The sequence below is a fragment of the Streptomyces sp. NPDC060366 genome, assembly GCF_042725135.1.
In the GTDB taxonomy this organism is placed as follows: domain Bacteria; phylum Actinomycetota; class Actinomycetes; order Streptomycetales; family Streptomycetaceae; genus Streptomyces.
In genome coordinates this window covers 266594-285835 of record NZ_JBHXDC010000006.1, presented here as the reverse complement: position 1 = coordinate 285835, position 19242 = coordinate 266594, and the positions used below count along the sequence as shown (strand labels likewise).

19 protein-coding genes and 1 tRNA gene are annotated in these 19242 nt (G+C 69.8%); 8 read left to right on the top strand and 12 right to left on the bottom strand.

All coding sequences use genetic code 11. The features are described 5' to 3' along the window. Positions 1–12: 12 nt before the first annotated feature. From ACFWHU_RS18065 to ACFWHU_RS18055, 3 genes are read right to left on the bottom strand one after another with little or no spacing between them, the layout of a single operon-like run. Positions 13–1068 (bottom strand): ArsO family NAD(P)H-dependent flavin-containing monooxygenase, encoded by a 1056-nt coding sequence (locus ACFWHU_RS18065; RefSeq protein ID WP_387225526.1) that lies wholly within the window; start codon positions 1066–1068, stop codon positions 13–15. Between the two features lie 28 nt (positions 1069–1096). Further along, a complete protein-coding gene (arsB, locus tag ACFWHU_RS18060) occupies positions 1097–2218 on the bottom strand; it encodes an ACR3 family arsenite efflux transporter (RefSeq protein WP_387225701.1) in 1122 nt (373 codons plus the stop codon). A 14-nt stretch (positions 2219–2232) separates the two neighbouring features. After that, the gene (locus ACFWHU_RS18055; protein WP_381956476.1) at positions 2233–2547 is read right to left on the bottom strand and encodes an ArsR/SmtB family transcription factor; all 315 of its coding nucleotides are present in this window, start codon (positions 2545–2547) and stop codon (positions 2233–2235) included. Positions 2548–2660: 113 nt separating this feature from the next. On the opposite strand from ACFWHU_RS18055, the gene ACFWHU_RS18050 reads away from it, so the two are divergent. From ACFWHU_RS18050 to ACFWHU_RS18040, 3 genes are all read left to right on the top strand, one after another. Next, positions 2661–3074: an arsenate reductase ArsC gene (locus tag ACFWHU_RS18050; protein WP_387225525.1), complete on the top strand. Its 414-nt coding sequence runs from the start codon at positions 2661–2663 to the stop codon at positions 3072–3074. Further along, on the top strand, positions 3071–4066 hold the full coding sequence (gene trxB, locus ACFWHU_RS18045; RefSeq protein WP_387225524.1) for a thioredoxin-disulfide reductase: 996 nt from the start codon (positions 3071–3073) through the stop codon (positions 4064–4066). The genes ACFWHU_RS18050 and trxB overlap by 4 nt, the downstream gene beginning before the upstream one ends. A gap of 157 nt (positions 4067–4223) precedes the next feature. Beyond that, positions 4224–4493, top strand: coding sequence for a DUF305 domain-containing protein (locus ACFWHU_RS18040; RefSeq protein ID WP_387225523.1), 270 nt, complete (start codon positions 4224–4226; stop codon positions 4491–4493). Between the two features lie 445 nt (positions 4494–4938). Here the strand turns inward: ACFWHU_RS18040 and ACFWHU_RS18035 are convergent, their stop codons facing one another. Further along, entirely contained in the window at positions 4939–5277 is a 339-nt protein-coding gene (locus ACFWHU_RS18035) for a MerR family transcriptional regulator (RefSeq protein ID WP_387225522.1), read from the bottom strand. A gap of 839 nt (positions 5278–6116) precedes the next feature. Between ACFWHU_RS18035 and ACFWHU_RS18030 the strand changes: the two genes are divergently transcribed. Then, on the top strand, positions 6117–6497 hold the full coding sequence (locus ACFWHU_RS18030; RefSeq protein ID WP_387225521.1) for an ATP-binding protein: 381 nt from the start codon (positions 6117–6119) through the stop codon (positions 6495–6497). 336 nt (positions 6498–6833) lie between these two features. On the opposite strand, the gene ACFWHU_RS18025 is transcribed toward ACFWHU_RS18030, so the two are convergent. The 5 genes from ACFWHU_RS18025 to ACFWHU_RS18005 all read right to left on the bottom strand — a co-directional run bounded on the left by ACFWHU_RS18025 (position 6834) and on the right by ACFWHU_RS18005 (position 12503). Next, entirely contained in the window at positions 6834–8558 is a 1725-nt protein-coding gene (locus ACFWHU_RS18025) for a relaxase/mobilization nuclease domain-containing protein (protein WP_387225520.1), read from the bottom strand. After that, positions 8555–8950 carry a plasmid mobilization protein gene (locus ACFWHU_RS18020; RefSeq protein WP_078075956.1) on the bottom strand — a complete coding sequence of 132 codons (396 nt, stop codon included), beginning with the start codon at positions 8948–8950 and terminating at the stop codon, positions 8555–8557. Before ACFWHU_RS18020 ends, ACFWHU_RS18025 begins: the two co-directional genes overlap by 4 nt. Before the next feature lie 312 nt (positions 8951–9262). Continuing rightward, complete coding sequence (locus ACFWHU_RS18015; RefSeq protein ID WP_387225519.1) at positions 9263–10783, bottom strand: hypothetical protein; 1521 nt, start codon at positions 10781–10783, stop codon at positions 9263–9265. Next, the gene (locus ACFWHU_RS18010; protein ID WP_387225518.1) at positions 10780–11595 is read right to left on the bottom strand and encodes a hypothetical protein; all 816 of its coding nucleotides are present in this window, start codon (positions 11593–11595) and stop codon (positions 10780–10782) included. Before ACFWHU_RS18010 ends, ACFWHU_RS18015 begins: the two co-directional genes overlap by 4 nt. Beyond that, positions 11592–12503: a helix-turn-helix domain-containing protein gene (locus ACFWHU_RS18005; RefSeq protein WP_387225517.1), complete on the bottom strand. Its 912-nt coding sequence runs from the start codon at positions 12501–12503 to the stop codon at positions 11592–11594. Before ACFWHU_RS18005 ends, ACFWHU_RS18010 begins: the two co-directional genes overlap by 4 nt. Positions 12504–13509: 1006 nt before the next feature. On the opposite strand from ACFWHU_RS18005, the gene ACFWHU_RS18000 reads away from it, so the two are divergent. Together ACFWHU_RS18000 and ACFWHU_RS17995 are read left to right on the top strand one after the other, a co-directional pair. Then, the gene (locus ACFWHU_RS18000) at positions 13510–13731 is read left to right on the top strand and encodes a helix-turn-helix domain-containing protein (protein WP_364758718.1); all 222 of its coding nucleotides are present in this window, start codon (positions 13510–13512) and stop codon (positions 13729–13731) included. Further along, positions 13728–14933, top strand: coding sequence for a tyrosine-type recombinase/integrase (locus ACFWHU_RS17995; RefSeq protein ID WP_387225516.1), 1206 nt, complete (start codon positions 13728–13730; stop codon positions 14931–14933). Before ACFWHU_RS18000 ends, ACFWHU_RS17995 begins: the two co-directional genes overlap by 4 nt. Before the next feature lie 282 nt (positions 14934–15215). Here ACFWHU_RS17995 and ACFWHU_RS17990 read toward each other — a convergent pair. Further along, positions 15216–15289 (bottom strand) — tRNA-Gly (locus tag ACFWHU_RS17990). 431 nt (positions 15290–15720) lie between these two features. Here ACFWHU_RS17990 and dcd point away from each other — a divergent pair. Together dcd and ACFWHU_RS17980 are read left to right on the top strand one after the other, a co-directional pair. Continuing rightward, positions 15721–16296, top strand: a complete 576-nt coding sequence (gene dcd, locus ACFWHU_RS17985; RefSeq protein ID WP_381795719.1) for a dCTP deaminase — start codon at positions 15721–15723, stop codon at positions 16294–16296. A gap of 5 nt (positions 16297–16301) precedes the next feature. Continuing rightward, positions 16302–16799, top strand: coding sequence for a phosphoribosyltransferase (locus ACFWHU_RS17980; RefSeq protein WP_387225515.1), 498 nt, complete (start codon positions 16302–16304; stop codon positions 16797–16799). Between the two features lie 66 nt (positions 16800–16865). Here ACFWHU_RS17980 and ACFWHU_RS17975 read toward each other — a convergent pair whose 3' ends face one another. Continuing rightward, entirely contained in the window at positions 16866–17822 is a 957-nt protein-coding gene (locus tag ACFWHU_RS17975) for a Yip1 family protein (protein WP_385797964.1), read from the bottom strand. 138 nt (positions 17823–17960) lie between these two features. Next, positions 17961–19070 carry an FG-GAP repeat domain-containing protein gene (locus ACFWHU_RS17970; protein WP_387225699.1) on the bottom strand — a complete coding sequence of 370 codons (1110 nt, stop codon included), beginning with the start codon at positions 19068–19070 and terminating at the stop codon, positions 17961–17963. Between the last annotated feature and the right edge of the window lie 172 nt (positions 19071–19242).

The window sequence follows — 19242 nt, the reverse complement described above, 5'->3', positions numbered from 1 at the left end:
GATTCGGGACGGTCAGCGCAAAAAGGCGGCGATCTCGCGTGCCGCGTCTCGGGCGGGGCGGCCGACGCCGATGAGGGTGGCGGAGGCAGGGCCGGTCCAGTCGCCGTAGCCGAGCAGGTGGAGGCGGGGTTCGCCGACAGCCCGTGTGCCGTTCGTGGAGATATGGCCGCGTGGCCCGCGCAGCGCGAGCGGGGCGAGGTGGGAGAGGGCGGGGCGGAAGCCGGTGCACCAGATGACGGTGTCGGTCTGGGCGCGTGTGCCGTCGGACCATTCGGCGCTGTCGGAGGTGAGGCGGGTGAACATGGGCTGGGCTTTGAGCAGTCCGGCGTCGCGGGCTTCCCGTACGGGAGGTACGGCGACGATGTCGCCGAGCGAGGCGACGCCGCCGGTGTCCGTACGGCCTTCGTCCAGTGCGCGGCGGCGGGCGGTCGCGGTGTCGAACAGGGCCCGGCCGTCGATGTCGTCGGCGAGGAAGCGCGGCGGGCGCGAAGTCACCCAGGTCAGCTCGGTGTTGTGGGCGAGGTCGGCCGCGATCTGGGCGCCGGAGTTGCCTCCGCCGACCACGACGACGCGCTGTCCGGCGAAGCCGGCCGGACTCCGGTAGCCAGCGGTGTGGAGCTGGCGGCCGGTGAAGGAGTTCATGCCGGGGACGGCGGGCAGGAACGGCCGCCACCAGGTGCCGGTCGCCGAGATCACGGCCCGCGCGGACCAGGCACCGGAGTCCGTCTCCACCCGCAGCCAAGTTCCGTCACGCCGTACGGTGTTCACCCGCACCGGCCGGTGTACGGGCAGGTCGTAGCGGTGTTCGTAGTCGGTCAGGTAGTCCACGACGTGGTCGGCGTCCGGGTATTCCTGCCCCGTCTGAGGGGGCATGAGCCGGCCGGGCAGTGAGGAGTACGCCGCCGGGGAGAACAGGCGCAGCGAGTCCCAGGCGTGCTGCCACGCGCCGCCCGCCCTGGACTGGGCGTCGAGGACGACGAAGTCCAGGCCGAGTCGGCGCAGGTGGTAACCGGCGGCGAGCCCGGCCTGGCCGCCGCCGATCACCACCACATCGGCCGTCGCGCTCACGGGCCCGCCGACCAGTTGCGAGGGCGCATCAGCTCGTGGTGTTCGTGGCCGGGCTGGTGGTGATCGCCGTGGGGGCGAACTTCCGCCGCCAGGCCAGGGAGACGTAGACGAGCCCGATGAGGACGGGGACTTCGATGAGGGGGCCGACGACGCCGGACAACGCTTGGCCGGAGGTGACGCCGAAGGTGGCGATGGCGACCGCGATGGCGAGTTCGAAGTTGTTGCCCGCCGCGGTGAAGGCCAGGGTCGTGGTGCGGTCGTAGGCCAGGCCGATGGCCTTGCCCAGCGCGAAGGTGCCGAAGAACATGATCGCGAAGTACACCAGCAGCGGGAGCGCGATCCGGGCGACGTCCATGGGCTGTGAGGTGATCGTCTTTCCCTGGAGGGCGAAGAGGATGACGATCGTGAACAGCAGCCCGTACAGGGCCCAGGGGCCGATCTTCGGCAGGAACGTGGCCTCGTAGGACTCGCGGCCCATCTTCTTCTCGCCCAGACGGCGGGTCAGGAACCCGGCCAGCAGCGGGATGCCGAGGAAGATGACGACGTTCAGCGCGATCTTCCACATGGAGATGTCGAGCTTCTCACCGTCGCCCAGGCCGAGCCAGCCGGGGAGCAGGTCGAGGTAGAGCCAGCCGAGCAGGCCGAAGGCGATGACCTGGAACACGGAGTTGAGGGCGACGAGGACGGCGGCGGCTTCGCGGTCGCCGCAGGCCAGGTCGTTCCAGATGATGACCATGGCGATGCAGCGGGCGAGGCCGACGATGATCAGGCCGGTGCGGTACTCGGGCAGGTCCGGCAGGAAGATCCAGGCCAGCGCGAACATGACGGCCGGGCCGACGATCCAGTTGACCGCCAGGGACGACGCCATGAGCTTGCGGTCGCCGGTGACGGCGTCCAGCTTGTCGTAACGCACCTTGGCCAGTACGGGATACATCATGATCAGCAGGCCGACGGCGATCGGCAGGGAGATGCCGCCGATCTCGACCTTGGCGAGCGCGTCGTTCAGTCCTGGGATCAGCCGGCCGAGGCCGAGGCCCAGGGCCATGGCAAGCAGGATCCAGACGGCCAGGAACCGGTCGAGTGTCGAGAGCTTGGCGACGACCGAGGCGTCCCCGGGGTCCCCGCTTACGGACGAGGCCGCCTGGGGCAGCGTCGGTTCGGTGGTCACGGGCACGCCCTCTTGATGTCGGCGGCCTGGTTCACGCGGGCGGTCGAGGCCAGCGTGGCGAAGGAACCGGCGAGGCTTTCGATGACCTCCGGACGCAGCTTGTAGTACGTGAACCGCCCGCAGGGCTCGGTGTCCACGACCCCGGCCTCGCGCAGGACACGCAGGTGGTTGGAGAGGTTCGTCTGCTTGGCGCCGGTCTCCTCGACCAGGTGCGTGGTGCAGAGCGTCTCGCGCGCGAGCAGGGTCACGATCTGGAGTCTGAGCGGGTCCGCGAGAACGCGGATCAGATCAGTGTCGACTGACGTCATCATGGAGTGATACTTTCACATCAGTGGCGACTGACGCCACCAGGTACTGATATCACTGGTGCCTGACTCCGTCGCGCGACGCCTGGCGTCGCCTGCGAGAAACAAGAGAGCCCTCGATGCCTGAGAAGCCTTCTGTGCTGTTCGTGTGTGTCCACAACGCCGGCCGTTCCCAGATGGCCGCCGCGTGGCTGACCCATCTCGCGGGGGACCGCGTCGAGGTCCGCTCGGCCGGATCGAACCCCGGCGACGCCGTAAACCCCGCTGCCGTCGAGGCGATGGCCGAGGTCGGCATCGACATCTCCGCGGAGACCCCGAAGATCCTCACCGTCGACGCGGTCAAGGAGTCGGACGTCTGCATCACCATGGGCTGCGGCGACACCTGCCCCGTCTTCCCCGGCAAGCGCTACCTCGACTGGACGCTGGACGACCCGGCCGGCCAGGGCGTCGAGGCCGTACGCCCCATCCGCGACGAGATCAAGAAGCGCGTCGAGGTCCTGATCGAGGAGATCGCGCCGGAGAAGACGGCGTGAGCGAGATACGCGACGTCATCATCATCGGCTCCGGACCCGCCGGCTACACCGCCGCCCTCTACACCGCTCGTGCACAGCTGAAGCCGCTGCTGTTCGGCAGCTCGATCTTCGTCGGCGGCGCTCTGACCACGACCACCGAGGTCGAGAACTTCCCGGGCTTTCCCGACGGCGTCGACGGCCCCGTCCTCATGGAGAACATGCGGGCCCAGGCCGAGAAGTTCGGCGCGGAGATGGTCGACGACGACATCGTCTCCGTCGACCTGACCGGCCCCGTCAAGGAACTCACCGACTCCCAGGGGACGGTCCACCGCGCGAAGGCCGTGATCGTGGCGACCGGATCCGGCTACCGCAAGCTCGGACTGCCACGCGAGGACGAACTCTCCGGCCGCGGCGTGTCCTGGTGCGCGACCTGCGACGGCTTCTTCTTCAAGGGCCGCGACATCGTGGTCGTCGGCGGCGGCGACACCGCGATGGAAGAAGCCACCTTCCTCACCCGCTTCGCCAACTCCGTCACCGTCATCCACCGCCGCAGCACCCTGCGGGCCTCGCAGGTCATGCAGAACCGCGCCTTCGCCGACGACAAGATCACCTTCGCGTTCGACAGCGAGATCGCGGAGATCAAGGAAGAGGGCGGCATGCTCTCCGGCCTCGTCCTGCGGGACACCTTCACCGGCAAGACCCGCGACCTCGACGCGACGGGCCTGTTCATCGCCATCGGCCACGACCCGCGCACCGAACTCTTCACCGGCCAGCTGGAGCTGGACCACGAGGGCTACCTCAAGGTCGACTCCCCCTCCACCCGCACCAACATCCCCGGAGTCTTCGCCGCCGGCGACGTCGTCGACCACACCTACCGCCAGGCCATCACCGCAGCCGGCACCGGCTGCGCCGCCGCCCTGGACACCGAGCGCTACCTCGCCGCCCTCGCCGACACCCAGGGCGAGCAGACTCCGGAGCCTGGTGTGGCCTGCACCAACGAACTGACCGCGTGAGCTCCGAGGCGCCGATTCGCGCTGGTTCCTGCTGGCCAGGACGCTGTTGATCCTCTGCGTCGCCACCGGGGCACTCCTGGTCGCCCTCCCTGGGCGAACGCAGGCGACGCAGGGCCGTCCGGGCAGCGATTCGGCGGATGCGGGGTTCTCGCGGGACATGGCGACCCGCGAGCAACTCGACAGACTGCGAGCCGCCAAAGGGCGGGAGGCCGAAGTCCTGTACCTCCAGCTCATGATTCCGCACCACCAAGGTGGCGTGGCGATGGCGAAAGCGGCGATGAATCAGGCGAGGGACCGTCAGGTAGTGGCGCTCGCTGACGGCATCGCTCGCGCCCAGCAGTCCGATATCCGGCTGATGCGAGACATGCTCAACCAGCGAGGCGCGCCTCGGCCTGAAGCACCGGCGCCCGCCTTGACGCATCACTGAGCGCAGGCGCAGCAGACACGGAATCTCCGGCCCCTTTCGCGCCTGCCTGCGCCGCTCTCTGCTGCAGCGGGCCACCCGTGGCCGACTGAAGTGGCCTTCTCAGATTAGAGAAGGCCACTGACACACCGCCCAAGCCTGCTGGACCGTGGGCCGACCCTCACCGCGAGCCTGAACGGCGTCCTCGCTGACCCTGGAGTCCTGATCACTCCGCACGGACAGTGCGGGCCGACGCTACATGCCGCACGTGGAGTAACGAGCCACTCCGGCGGCTTCGCAGGTCACGTTGCGTCAGCTTCCCCCAGGGCAGACGAACGTCCTGACCTCTTTATGTGGTCAGGGCCTTCGCTCTGCCGGGCGGTGTTCCGTTCGATCCGGGTGGCGGGGCTGCCGGACCGGGTTCCGACCAGGACGCAGCGCTGCCCGGGACGCCGGTGTTACGGCAGCGTCAGGCCAAGGTCGTTGGGTTCGCCGGTCCGGCGGTGCGGTGGTGCTCGGCGTTGATGCGCTGGGCCTCTTCGAGCTGGTCTTCGAGGATGACGATGCGGCAGGCGGCCTCGATGGGGGTGCCCTGGTCGACGAGCTCACGGGCACGGGCGGCGATGCGCAACTGGTAGCGGGAGTAGCGCCGGTGGCCGCCGTCGGAACGCAGCGGGGTGATGAGGCGGGCTTCGCCGATGGCGCGGAGGAAGCCCTGGGTGGTGCCGAGCATTTCGGCAGCGCGGCCCATGGTGTAGGCGGGGTAGTCGTCGTCATCGAGCCGGCTGAACGAGTCGTCTGCTGTCATTTGCACCTCTCTGTGGAACACGCTGGAGGGGCCTTGGTGCCATATGGCACCAAGGCCCCGAAGGAACTGCTACACCATCTGCCGGCCCTGATACTGCACCGGCCTTCTGTTTCCGCCGACCCGACCTGGAAGTTGTCGGGGGTGCGGGGATCGCGGTTGCTTGACCGGAGACCACCTCACTATCGATGTCCTGCGGTACCCGGGCTCAAGACTTCCACCCGGGCGATCCTGATGGCGCCTGGTCCTCCGTTCTTCCCTCTTGGATCAATCACTTACCTGCTGGTACTGCTCTCCTGCGTACTGCTCCGTGGCCTGTGACAGCGCCACTCTCCGGCAGCCAGCCCCGTCGCCCGTCCTGCGTCTGCTCTGGCTTAGAACCCCACTGCCGAACTTCCCGGTGCGCGCGTCCGCAGCCGACGCCTTCACCGAGGTACCGCTCTGACTTCACTTCACTGCTGGGCACTGCTCACGGCGGCCCCTGATGACTGCGGGCCACCCGGTCCGGTCGTCAGCCCCGTCGCCGTCCTGCAACCGCTCTGGCTTCGAAACTCCACCACCGCACCGCCCTGCTGAACTGCGGTCACGCTGCCCGGCAGTTCGTCTCTGCCAGGCCCTGCTGTCTCTCTGGGCTACGAGAGAAACCATAACCACACCACCACTCAATGTCTACTCCGGCCGTCATAGATTTCCGGGTGCTCGACAGGTAGGTAATCGGCCTCGAACGCGGCGTGAGTCCGGGCGCAAGGCGGCTATCACCGGGTTGATCACGGCAGGCCGGGGCATAAGCACCCGGCAGGCAAGCCCGGACATGGGACGATCCAGAGACCAAGGTGGCCGTGATGGACATGATGAGCGTCAGCGTCGCTGCCCCCCGTTCCGCCGCCGGCGCACGCGAGAGCGCCCGGGGCTTCCTCGACGGTCTCGTCCACCCGGTCACGGATGAGGCCGCCGACACCGTGGTCCTGGTCGTCTCCGAACTCGTCACCAATGCTCTGCGCCACGGGGGCGGCACCTGCACCCTGGACCTGACCGCGCATCCGGACGGCATCGGGGTTGCCGTACACGACCGCAGCCCGCGGGTGCCGCGCATGCGCACCCCCGACCTGAACGACGGCACCGGAGGCTTCGGCTGGCCCATGGTCAACCGCCTCGCCCACACCACCGCGGTCACCCCCGGACCCTCCGGCGGCAAGACCGTCAGCGCCCTCCTTCCCTGCTAGCGCCAAGGCGCCGGGCGGCCCTGGGGGGCGACGAGGGTTGATCTGTCCCGAAGTGCTTCGCGGGAGGCCCGCTGTCTGCTGCGGCGAGAGGTCCGGCGGTGATTCGCCTGGTGATGAGCGTGATCGCGGCCCAGGTGATCAACGACTCCGAATGCCGGCACGGGAGACGCCAGGATTCCGGTGAACTCCCTGGGCGCTGCTCAGGGCCTTGAAGTCAGAGGCGCGGGCGTGGCGTAGCTGCCGGGCGGACCTGCGGGTGTGGACCCTACCGGTAGGTATCTCCCCATACACCCCGCTCGCAGGAAGGCCGGCTGGCCGCATGCCCAACCGACTCGCTCATCGCGCCCTGCGCCGCTGATCGGCTCCGGACCGGTCGGTGACAGGGCGGGTTGTGCGTGAGTGCGGACCTGGGGTCGCGCTGGCTGCGATGGGCATCAGCTGTGTATCTGCGGGCAGGTCGGCGGTGCGGCGCAGCCGCCACACCAGCACTTCGCTGATGGAGTCGGCGGTGTGAAGCTCGCGTCGTCTGGTGGCTTCGGTGAGCAGTGTGGCGGGTTGGTGTCCGGCGGCTTCGGCGTCGGTGAGGGTGGCGGCGAGGGCGGGCCAGCCGGGTTCGGCGAGGATCTGCTCGGCCAGCTCTGGCACCGCCTGCCGGACCTGCGCGGCTTGCCTCTGCAGCCGGGGCCGGGTGAGGTGCTGGCCTCGTTGGTGGAGTACGGCCATGGGGTGCTGGGCGGCGCTCCGGTAGGCGGTGCGCAGGTGTTGGGCGGTTTGAAATGCCGCTGCGGCCTGTTGGGCGTGATTCTTCCTGGCGTGCCAGTGGGCGGCGGCGGTGATGAGGAAGAACGCCATGTCGATCACCATCGCCGTGGTCGCCCCGTCCTCCCCGCTTCCGAGGACGGGCCCGCTGCGGACGAGGTCGCGTGCGGCGTGGCGAAGTGCCCGGTCGTGTCCGCTTGCTGCCTGGGTGTGGGAGCGGGTGGCGCGCTCGAACACGAAGGCGGCCCGGCGCAGTTCACTTCTGGTGGGGGCGGCGGAGGTGGTGGCGAGCGCGTCCAGGACTTCCCCGGCTCCGGTGATGCGGGCGGCGACCTGCTCGTCGGTGCCGTGGTCGATGACCAGCAGTGCCTGCCACATGGCGTTCGTCGCTTGCCGTCTGGCACCCGCCGGCCCCGGCCACCGGGGGCCTGCGGACGCGGAGGCGTCACGGCCCGACTCCGAACCGCTGGTGGTCCACCGTTTGCGGATCTTGGGGAGGGAGAGGTCGGGGGCGAGGGTGGAGCCCGCGTAGAAGACGGGTTCACCGTCGTGGTTGCGGTCGTCGGGCAGGGCGACCTTGTAGCCGAGGAGGTCGCCGGAGGGCGCGGTGCGCTGGTGAATCAGGAGACCGGCGGCGGTGAGGCGGTGGAAGAACTCGGTCTCGTTCATGGTGCCGGCTGCCGCGTGGCGGACTGTTTCGCGTAGTTCCTCGCGCGGGGTCTGGGGTCGGTTCTCGCGTGCGGCTTTGTGGCGCTCCGCGCTGGTGGGGCGTTTCGCGGCGGTGCCGTCACCGGGGTTGAGCTGCCGCAGGCCGTACTCGGCTTCGAGGAGACGTGCTTCGGCCTGGGCGCGGGCGGCGTCGTTGTTCAGCCGTGGCCTTCGGCCGTCTTCACGGACGAGGGTGGCGACGATGTGGATGTGGTCGTCCGCGTGGCGTACGGCGGCCCAGCGGCACGCGGTGTCGTCTGCGGTGGGGGCGATGCCGGTGGCGGCGACCATGCGGCGGGCGATGTCCGCCCACTGCTCGTCGGTGAGCAGCGGGTCGTCGGGGCTGTTGCGTACGGACAGGTGCCACACGTGCTGGTCGGGGCGGCGTGAGGGGACCAGGGCGTCGACGGGCTGGTCCAGGAGCCGTGCGAGGTCGGCGTAGGTGGCGTCCGGGTGGCGGCCGGGGTCGGGGGCGAAGGCGTCCCAAGCCGCGACGAGATGGGGGTCGGTGTGCTCCTCACACCGGCCGGGCTCGTACAGGTAGAAGACAAGGCCGACAGTGCGGCTGCCCCGTTTCTGAACACAGGGAATCATCCGGGCCGGTTCTCGTTGCCGAGGTAGTTCTGGGTGAAGGCGTCGACCCGCCGTGCGGCGCGTTCGACGGCGTCGAGAACAGCGGTGGCGTGGAGAGCGTCGGCGCCGGAGTTGGCGGCCTTGGTGACCTGGTTGAGGTTGTTGCCGATCTGGCCGAGATGCCGGCGCAGCGCGAACAGCTCGCTCACCACTTCGCGTTCACCGGCCACCTCGGCGGCGGTCCGGTCGAGATCACGGGCGGCGTTGAGACCGGCGCGGGCGAGGAACGCGGCGATGCTCATACCGCAGGCGGCAGCGCCACGGGCCAGACGCTGGTACTCGGTGTCGTTCATACGGCAGCTCGGCTGGTGCATACGTTTGTCGTCGTCACGCAGACGCTCACGCTGCTTCACACGCGGCTTCAACGGAGCGGCGCAAGCGTGCTCACACGACGAACGACGGCACGCGTGCTGCTCCTCCTGCTGTTCCGGATGGAGGCCGCCCTCGGCCCCATCCGAACCGGCCGGCGCCCCCTGGCGCAGACCGGCTCCCGCCACCCCCGGGGCGGGAGACGCGTGAGCATTGCTGCCATCGGCAGCAATGCTCACGCGATAACTTGCTCCGCCCGCAGCCGAGTTGGAGTCCTCCTGACCGGGCTCGTGTGCGGGGGTGTTCTGCGGGTCTGTCATCGGTTTCGGTTCCTCATCGTGCGTGGTTGTCGGATGTCAGGTGGTGGTTTTGGTGCGCAGTTCTTGCAGGACGAGGCCCAGACGGTCGTTCCGGCCGCCCGTCAGGCCCTCGTTGCGGAGGATCTCCCGCAGCTGAACTCGGTTGACGGTCTCGTTGCCGTCCCGCTCCAGGAGCGCCGGAACATGGGGTCTGACCCTGGTGACGAGCTGCTCCACCGGCAGCGCCGATCCCCTCGACGCGCCCTTCGCCTGGCATGCACGGGTCCGCTTCCGCTTGCCCTTCCCCTTCGGCTTCCGCCGTGCTGGGACCGTGCCAACACGGCCCCGGTCCCCGCCACGCCCGGTCCCCGAGCGGGTCCCGGTCCCCGTGTCGGTCCCGCTCGGTCCCCGGTCCCCGATGCGGTCGGTCCCCGACTTGGTCCCCTTCGGTCCCCGGTGCGTTTGGGGGGTTTGAGCAGGCATTTCTCCCGCGAAACGCTCGGTCCCCGCGTCTTGGTATCGGCTTTCGGGGACCGGTCCCCGTTCGGTCCCCACGTCGGTCCCCAAGCTGTGGCTTGTGCTTTTGGGGACCGGTCCCCGTTCGGTCCCGGCTGTCCTGTCCCCGACGGGTTCGGTATCCGTGCGGGGACCGTCGACGGGGACCGAGGCGCTCCGGGCCTGCGGTGCGGGGACCGCGGCTGACGTCGGTTCAGCGGGTTCGTCGTGTCCGGTGGTCCAGGGGGAGGGGAGGGGGACGGTGGCGAGGGCGTGTGCGTGGCGGCGGGCGGCGAGCTGGTCGAGGAGGTCGGCGCGTTGGGCTGGGTCGGTGCCGACGGCGGCTCTGCCGAGTGCCTTTGACAGCCGCCGAGTGAGACGTCGCCCGCGCCACTTCTGCCGTTGGGCGGGGGTGTGTTCGGCGAGGCGGGTAGCGAGGGTGACGGCGCGTGCGGTGGCACGGTCGCGGGTGATCTGCGCGGCGTCGCGGTCGCGGGCGGCGATGCCCAGGCGGGAGAGCAGCCGTTCGCGCGCCTCGCGGCCGAGGGTGGCGAGCAGGCTGTGCGAGGCGGCGTCCGGCTTGTGCAGGCGCAGTTCGATGCCCATGGCCAGGTGCCAGAGCATCGCGGCCATGACCGGGCCGACGAAGGCCCGCACGGTGCCGCCGACCGGACCGGACTCGGCGTACGCCGGGATGATCTGCACCCCGGTGATGACCCAGACCAGGGTGCCGGGCAGCCCCGGCGTGCCCTGGGTGTTGAGGTTCTGCCGGGCCATCAGCGCGGTCGCGAAGAGGGCCAGTTCCGCGGCGCCGAACATCATGGCGCGCTCGACGGTGCCGGCCATGTCGAGGTAGTCGGCGGCGAAGCGCCAGCTGGTGTCGGCGCTGTAGGCGGTGCAGCCGAGCGCCGCGAGCGCGGCGACCTTCACCGCCGGACTGCCCGGCCGACGCTCGCTCCGTGCGGCACGCCGTCGGCGGGCCCATCCCGCTGCCGCGAGGGCGACCATGCCAGTGACCGCGATGCCGACCGCGAGAAGCGCAGGCAGGGCGGTGAGAGAACCAGGGGACAGGAGGTTGCTCATGCGGCCTTTCCGAGAGGGGAGTTCGCAGTGTCAGCCGAGGGCTGGCGGGTCACCGCCTCGTCCATGCCGGGTCCGTTGGGCGCGGGCCGGCTGCTCGGCGACCTCGAATTCGTCCTGTCGGAGGCCGTCGCGGGCTGCTGTGCATCCTGCGCGGCGGCGGATTCGAGGCGGCTCGGGTGGGGTGTTGTCCGGGGGGCGTTGCCCCTGGTGCCGCCGTCGGGGCCGACGCGCCTGCTGCGGCAGGGCTGTCCCTCGGGGGCGTGGCACCAGTCGCAGCGGACGCCGAGGGCGTCCGGTCGGCCCTGTGTGATGGCCGTTTCGCGGGCCGTGCGGGTGGGCCGGTAGGTGGCCAGTTGAGTGCGGACGGCCGGGGGTATGCAGGAGCCGATCTCCCGCAGCCGCGCCTCCAGGTCGGGGCGTGCCCGGCCGCCGGTGAGGGCCTTGTGCTGGGCGGGCTCGGCGCTGCCGGTGGCCACGGCCCGCCTGGTGCGGGCCAGTTCGGCGGTCCAGGCGGCCTGGTCGTCCGGATCGGCGGTCGGGGTGGGGTCGGTGTGCCGGTGGAGGCGGTCGCGGCGGTAGGCGTTCCACCGGCGGGCGATGTCGGCGGGGATGATCGGGTACGGCGAGTTGAGGATGTGTTCCCGTGCGACGAGGCGGGTGTCCCATTCGTGCCCGGTTTCCAGGGGCACGTCGCCGAGCAGGTGGTGCCACTGGGCTATCTGGTCGCGGGCTTCGCCGGTGTCGATGCGGATGAGGCGCGGGTCGAGCCGGCCGAGGTAGGCCAGCAGAGCGCCGACTTCGTTGGGGGTCACCGGGGTGCTACTCCGTTCGGCTCGTCGAGCGCGGCACGCAGGGCGGCGATGTGGGCCTGGGTCCGGGTCAACCCTCCGGCGGGGGAGGGGTCTTGGCCGGGCATCGCGTGGAGATTCGGGCGGCTGGGTGTGGGGTTGTGCTCCCGGGCGATCCAGGACCGCCAGTCCGCCGCCCACGCTCCTGCCGTGCGGGGCCCGAAGTCGGCACGGTGGACACGCCACTTCATGTCGGCGGTGGCGAGGCCCTGTTCGCCGAGGCGTTCGAGGTGGCCCTGCTGGCGGGCCCAGGCATGGGTGTCCGGGCCGGCCTGCCACTCGCCGGCCGAGGTGACGGCGGCAGCACCACTGCTGCTGTACCTACGGTTCACCTTCGGTTCACTACGGTTCTGGGGGTCAGTTTCTGACCCTTCCGGGGGTCGGGATCCGACCCGTCGAGGGGTCGGATTCTGACGTGAGGGGGCAGATTCCGACCCGGTCGGATTCTGGCGACGGGGGTCGGATTCCGACCCGTCCCTGGGCCAGATTCCGTGCCTCCGCAGCCGCTTCCCGTCCAGCTCAGGCACTGGATCGGAGGCGGCCGGCGGCTCGACAATCGCCCCGGGGTCGTCCTCCGTGGCCGCGGCGGCCTTGGCGAGCTGTGCGGCGGTGCGCGGCAGCCGGTAGACCGTGCTGCGCTGCGGGCCGATGAAGGTGTCCAGCGTCTCCAGCTCGCCGCTCGCCGCGAGGGTGGTCAGAGCGCCCCGCACGGCGTTGCGGCTCGCGTTCGTCCGCTGCATGAGCGAGGCGATCGAGGCCCAGGCGACGCACTGCTCGTCCGGCACCCGGTCGGCGATCGACAGCAGGACAAGGCGCGCGGTTCCCCGGCTGGAGCTGTGCTCCCACACCCATTCACGAGCGTCCTTGCTCATCGGCCGCCCCGGCGGCCGGCTGCGGTGGGACCAGGCGGCTGGCTCGGCCTCGGGGCATGGAAGATGCCTACGGCGGGCTGGGCCGTAAGGTCGGGCATAGAGGTTCCTCACCCGGTGGCCATTGGGCTGGCACCCATGGCACACCGTTGTGTTCGTCGCGGAAGGGCGAATCGGCAGGGGACTTGGCGGCTCCCGGCGCTTTGCGCGGCGGGAGCCGGCCTCATTTCCGGGCGGGCGAATCCAAGAAGCCACACCCACGCCGCAAAAGTCCAGCATTCACCGGAGAAAGCGGACAGCTGTCGGCGAACACCTGCTGCGAGGTCTTTCTCTAACGGTAGACCCGAAACGCCGGTTGACGAAAAAGCCCGCCCAAGGGCAAAGCCAGAAGCGTCACATCGCGGAACCTTGCACAGCCGCCGTGACCCGAGCTACAACACACAACCCCACGTCAGACCACACCTCGACGCCCGCCGCCGACACTCGCACTGTGCCCTCGGGCATCCCGCTCGACTTCCCTGTGGTGGTGAAACGGGGCGCAACATAGCCGCAGAACGCCGGTTCACCAAACCGGCGAACGCGAGGTACAAATTTGGCTATGGAAATCAGGCCGCTCGCAATAGGCCCGCCGGGAATCCGGGCTGACCCCACCGTTGAATTCGTCGGCACCTGGCAAGGCATCCACCAGCGTCAACTCGCCGACCGGGCACCCGCTTTGAGCCGCACGGTGACCAACACCGCCTCGTGCCGTATCGAACGCACCCCACGACGCCCCGGTATCGACGACCTCGCTGTCATTGCAGGCGCGCCGCGCGTCTCGCCCTCCGCACCCCTGCCGGAGCCGACCGCCCCTTAGCCGGGCTGACCAGCCTCTCCCCGCCCTTCCGCGATCAACACCCAAGGCGCCGCCCAGGGATGCCAGTCCCCGCGCGCCGGAACAGGAACGTTCTTGCACCGCTCCGCCATGCCCTCGCGCGGATCTTCCGCCCGGACCGATGCCGGGAAGGAGGTGAGCAACGAGCCCGATCGCCTCCTCACCGTGGCCGACGCCGCCGAACGGCTCGGTACCGGCGAGCGGTTCATACGCCGCCTGATCCACGAGCGCCGTATCCGCTACGTCAAGGTCGGCAAGTACGTCCGCATCGCCGAAAGCGTCCTTCGCACCTACGTGGACGAGCGGACCATCGAGCCCGTCCGCAGTACGCGGTCCCGTCACGGGAGAGCGGCGTGAGCGCCCGCGCCCGTGGGGCTTCGCGTCGCCGCTTCGGCGCGATCCGCAAACTGCCGTCCGGCCGGTACCAGGCCCGGTACCCCGGCACCGACGGCATGTTGCGCCCAGCCCCCGACACGTACGAGACGAAGCGCGACGCCGAGGTCTTCCTCGCTCAGGTCCAAGCCGACCAGACGCGTGGCGACTGGATCGACCCGGCCGACGGCGAGGTGCTGTTCGCCGAGTACGCCACCCGCTGGATCGACGAACGGGGCCTCGCACCCACAACGGACGAGCTGTACCGCCGGCTCCTGCGACTCCACCTGGAGCCGACGTTCGGTGCTCTGTACGTCAACGCCGTCAGTCCGGCCCGCGTCAGGTCATGGCGCGCGGAGCGGCTGCGGGCCACCGGCAGGACCACGGTCGCCAAGTCGTACCGGCTGCTGAAAGCCATCATGGAGACCGCGGCCGACGACAACATGATCCGCAAGAACCCGTGCCGTATCCGCGGCGCGGGACGCGAAGAAGCCGACGAACGACCCGTCGCGACGGTGGCCCAGGTCTTCGCTGTCGCCGACGTCATCGGCCTGCGCTGGCGGCTGATGGTCCTCCTCGGCGCGTTCGCCTCGATGCGCCCTGAGGAACTCGCCGAACTCCGCCGAGGAGACATCGACCTCGACGCCGGCTCCCTCTGGATACGCCGCGCCGCGCCCGAGCTGAACACCGGACACCGCGTCATCGGCGACCCCAAGTCCCGTGCCGGCAAACGGGAGATCGCCCTGCCCGCCTTCCTGTATGAAGACCTCCGCCGTCACCTGGAATGGTTCGCCGAGCCAGGAAGCGACGGGCTGGTGTTCGTCGGAGAGAAGGGCGCGGCCCTGCGCGGTACGACCTTCGGGCGCAAGTGGCGAAGAGCCCGGGACCGGGCGGGCCTGCCCGATGGCTTCCGCTTCTACGATCTGCGGCACACCGGCAACACCCTCGCCGCCGATACGGGGGCCAAGCTGAAGGACCTCATGGTCCGCGCGGGCCAGTCCTCCGAGAAGGCGCAGCTCATATACCAGCACTCCACCAAGGAGCATCAGCGCCGGCTCGCCGCCGACATCGACCACGACGTCCGCCGCCAGACACAGCCACCCCAGCAGAGCGGCAGCGGCGCGACCGTTCACCCTCTCCAGCCACGCTCGCCGGGGCCCGGCCCACAGGCCGCTCGTCGCCGGTAGTCCGAAGGCTGCTTGCTCCTGCCGCAGAGCGACGACGACAAGAGCAGTCGCCCCGCAGCGGATTCGCCACCGCACAGCTCAGCCCGATCCGTCTGCTGTGATGCAGGTCACTCAAAGTGTGTCTTATCAAATGAGACGACGGAGTGTCAGGTGCTGGCTGAGGGGGTCCGGCGGCGACGTTCGACCTGGTCGGAGGGGTCGCTATGGCACGCGAATGGCACGCGGCCGGAAAATGGTCTAGACAACAAAGGAGGCCCAAGTCGCTGACTTGGGCCTTCGTCGTGGAGCGGGTGACGAGAATCGAACTCGCGCTCTGAGCTTGGGAAGCTCATGTTCTACCATTAAACTACACCCGCCGGAGCGCCCATGATCACTGGCGCGTCCGTGGACACTCTACCCCATTGTCGACTCCGCGTGCTCGATGGCGCTGTCGGTCGCGGGAGTTGGGGCGTAGCGTTCAGGGTCGGAGTGCCGCTTCGGTGGGCTGTTTGTTCATCCCCTAATGTGTGGGTTCGTCCGCGTTTTGGGGAAGGGACCTGATGGATTTGATGGAGCGCACCGTCGTCCGCTGTGCCGAAGGGCATGTGTTCAGTACTACGTCGTTTCCGATGCAGCAGCTTGACAACGGGCGGCTCGGGCCCGGGCGGCTCATTCGGTGTCCGCGTTGTGCGCGGTTGCGGCATGCCGTCCCGGTGGAGGTCGGGCGGCGCTGACGCGGGTGGTCGGTAGGGGCGCGCGGGGTTGCCCGAGTTGGGGTGGGCCCGCGCGTTCTGCGTATCCTCGGGGCGTGCTTCTCTCTGACAAGGACATCCGGGCCGAGATCGATTCCGGGCGCGTGCGTATCGACCCTTACGACGAATCGATGGTGCAGCCGTCGAGCATCGACGTGCGGCTCGACCGGTTCTTCCGCGTGTTCGAGAACCACCGCTATCCGCACATCGACCCCGCCGTCGAGCAGGTCGATCTGACGCGGACCGTGGAGCCGGCCGGGGACGAGGCGTTCATCCTGCACCCCGGTGAGTTCGTGCTCGCCTCGTCGTACGAGGTCATCTCGCTGCCCGACGACATCGCCTCCCGGCTGGAGGGGAAATCGAGTCTCGGCCGTCTGGGGCTCGTCACGCACTCGACCGCCGGTTTCATCGACCCCGGCTTCTCCGGGCACGTGACCCTGGAGCTGTCGAATCTCGCGACCCTGCCCATCAAGCTCTGGCCCGGTATGAAGATCGGGCAGCTGTGTCTGTTCCGGCTGAGTTCGCCGGCGGAGTTCCCGTACGGCTCCGAGCGCTACGGGTCGCGTTACCAGGGCCAGCGCGGGCCGACCGCCTCCCGTTCGTTCCTCAACTTCCACCGGACGCAGGTGTGAAGGACGTGGACGACATACGGGAGAACCTGACGTACGAGCGCTTCGGCGCCGCCGTACGGGAGCTGGCGCAGGCCGTCGCGGACGACGGGTACGAGCCGGATGTCGTCCTGAGCATCGCGCGCGGCGGGGTGTTCGTCGCCGGCGGGCTCGCCTACGCGCTCGACTGCAAGAACATCCACCTGGTGAACGTCGAGTTCTACACGGGAGTTGGTACGACTCTCGAGATGCCGGTCATGCTGGCGCCGGTGCCGAACGTGGTCGACTTCTCCAACAAGAAGGTCCTCATCGCCGACGACGTCGCCGACACCGGGCGCACCCTCAAGCTCGTTCACGACTTCTGTCTCAACCACGTCGCCGAGGTCCGCAGCGCCGTCATCTATGAGAAGACGCACTCGCTGGTGAAGTGCGAGTACGTGTGGAAGCGCACCGACGAGTGGATCAACTTCCCCTGGAGCGTCGAGGCTCCCGTCGTGCGGCGCTCCGGGCAGATACTCGACTCCTGAGAGCGGGGCGGGAGAGCCGGGGGAGAGACCGGGGGACCCGCCGCCGTCGACGGCGGGTCCGGGCCGCTAGATCGTGCCGAGCTTGATCAGGGACAGCAGCGCGATCAGCTGGATCGCCGACGCGCCCAGCGCCTTCGGCCACGGCAGGTCGTGCGACCTGCTCACCATCACCGTGAACAGCGCTCCCGCAGCGACCCAGGTGACCCAGCCGAGGATCTGCACCAGTGAGTTCTCGCCGCCCAGGAAGAGCGCGAAGACCAGGCGCGGTGCGTCCGTTATCGACATGATCAGCATGGAGAGGCCGACCGTCGGCTGCCAGGCGCCGTCACCGCCGAGCTGGCGGGCCATCGTGTGGGTCACCGCGCCCAGGATCAGGCCGCCGATCACGAAGGCCACGGCCGTCGTCAGGACGTACGGGATCGCCGTCGAGAGGGTGGCGTTGATCGCCTCCTCGCGGGCCCCGTCGAAGCCGAAGATGGCCAGCAGCCCGTAGAGGAACGTCACGACCAGCGCGGGGCCCCAGACCGGGTAGTCGCGCATCTGCCAGAACGTCGCGTTCGGGCGCAGCACGATGCCGCTCAGCAGCTGCTTCCAGTGCAGTCGCGGGCCGGACGGGGCGGGCGCGGAGCCCGCGTGGTACGTCGCGCCGTCGCCGTAGCCGCTCTCGTCCACGCTGAACTGCTGCGTGTGACCAGGGTTGTTCGCGTACGGGTCGTGGGCGCCGCCACCGCCGTGCTGGTTGTGCGGGTCGCCGAAGTACTCGGGCTCGCCGTGCCCTCCCCCCTGACCGCCGTGTCCACCCGGTCCGGGGTAGCCGTAACCGCCCTGCTGGGGGCCGGGGTGTCCGGCGCCCGTCTGGGGCCACTGCTGCTGCGGAGGGTGCGGCTGTCTGCCGTACGGCGGTGCCGGCTGCCCACCTCCGTACTGCGGAGGGGGCGCCGCCTGCCGTCCGTACGGCTGCTGCTGCGGTTGTTGTTGGCGTGTGCGGTTGTCCCGGCCGCGTCCGATCCTGAATCCAGCCACGTCACCGAACGTACCCGCTCCGGACGGGCGCCGGGCGGGCGCAGCCGGAACCGGCCGGCCTTTGCGGCCGAGCTGTGACATCCCCTAAGGGAACCCTGGGGGGCTTGCTACACCTGGGATGGGGGAGGTCGGTTCACCCTACTTGAGGAAGATCGACGTGCTGAAGCTGATCACCGGGCGCTGAGCCGCCTTCCCGCCCTTCTCGGAGGGGTACAGCGCGATCAGGTCCTTCTCCTCGCCCTGGTGTGTGCGGGTCACCACGTCGGGGCGCTTGTCGCCGGTGAAGTCCCCCGAGTCCAGGAGGTCCGTGGTGGGCTCGCCGTCCGCGCCCGGCAGTCTCGGCGCGGGCGGGAGCGCGAGCGCCTTGAAGGTGTACGTGCCGCCCGCCTCGCCGGGTCCCCGCGGGCCGCCGAGCAGCAGCTTGCCCTTCGCGGCCTTGCCGGGCTCGTGGGTGCGGGTGGTGTGGACGAGGTCGTCGTAGCCGTCGCCGTCCGTGTCCGCCTTGCCCGTGGGGGCGTAGAGGACCGGGCCGCCGCCGGGGACGGGGGCCGTCGCCGCCTTGGGGGCGCCCGCGCGGCTGAACGGGCCGCGCAGATAGCTGACCTGGCCCGCGCTGGCGGAGACTGCGAGATCCGGCTTGCCGTCGCCGTCGAAGTCCCCGCACACCGGGTGGTCGGGCCAGTCGTCGCCGTAGCGCGCCTTGGCGGGGATCTTGAGTACGACCGCCTTGCCCGTGATGCCGTCCGGGCCGCCGAAGAGGAGCTGGAGGGGGACGGGCGGGCGGCCGAGGCCGTCGTACGGAGGGTCGGTGCTCACGATCAGGTCGGCGTAGCCGTCGCCGTCCAGGTCGCAGGTGGCCGCCGCGTCGAAGGCGGCCGGGAGGACGCCGTCGGTGGCCGCGCCGTTGGCGGTGGGGCTCAGTGTCTGGCGTACGGCGGGATCGAGGCCGCGCGGTGAGTCGGAGCCGTACACGATGCCGATCCCCGCGTCGTCGCCCTGGATCGCGTCGGGTGCCTTGACCAGGTCGTTCAGTACGAGGTCGCGGTGGCCGTCGCCGTTGAAGTCGGCGGGGACCTCGCTGCCGTCGCCGCGCGGGACGGGGCGCTTCGGTACGGAGGCGCCGCCGGCGAGGGGCGTGGTGTCGCCGTTCTTCGCCTTGGTGCCGCTGCCCGGCCCGCCGCCGTCGGCGGAGCCGCTGCAACCGGTCAGCAGTAGGGCCAGTGCCGTACAGACGCCGGCGCCGGTCATCACCGCTGTCGTCGCGCCGGTGCGTATGCGCACGACCCCACCCACCCATCTGTCTCGGCACATGACATTCGCTGCCACATGATGCTCCAGTTCGCGCGTCGCGGTAAGGAAACGGACCAATCGCGATCACGGACCGATCGGGATCACCGGCCGGATCGTCAGAGGGATGGCC

Excerpts from the sequence above, each read along its gene's own strand:
- ACFWHU_RS18050 (WP_387225525.1), top strand. The coding sequence starts at position 2,661 with ATGCCTGAGAAGCCTTCTGTGCTGTTCGTGTGTGTCCACAACGCCGGC.
- ACFWHU_RS18035 (WP_387225522.1), bottom strand. The coding sequence starts at position 5,277 with ATGACAGCAGACGACTCGTTCAGCCGGCTCGATGACGACGACTACCCC.
- ACFWHU_RS18040 (WP_387225523.1), top strand. The coding sequence starts at position 4,224 with ATGGCGACCCGCGAGCAACTCGACAGACTGCGAGCCGCCAAAGGGCGG.
- ACFWHU_RS18055 (WP_381956476.1), bottom strand. The coding sequence starts at position 2,547 with ATGATGACGTCAGTCGACACTGATCTGATCCGCGTTCTCGCGGACCCG.
- ACFWHU_RS18015 (WP_387225519.1), bottom strand. The coding sequence starts at position 10,783 with ATGAGCAACCTCCTGTCCCCTGGTTCTCTCACCGCCCTGCCTGCGCTT.
- ACFWHU_RS17970 (WP_387225699.1), bottom strand. The coding sequence starts at position 19,070 with ATGACCGGCGCCGGCGTCTGTACGGCACTGGCCCTACTGCTGACCGGT.
- ACFWHU_RS18030 (WP_387225521.1), top strand. The coding sequence starts at position 6,117 with ATGGACATGATGAGCGTCAGCGTCGCTGCCCCCCGTTCCGCCGCCGGC.
- ACFWHU_RS18005 (WP_387225517.1), bottom strand. The coding sequence starts at position 12,503 with ATGAGCAAGGACGCTCGTGAATGGGTGTGGGAGCACAGCTCCAGCCGG.
- ACFWHU_RS18025 (WP_387225520.1), bottom strand. The coding sequence starts at position 8,558 with ATGATTCCCTGTGTTCAGAAACGGGGCAGCCGCACTGTCGGCCTTGTC.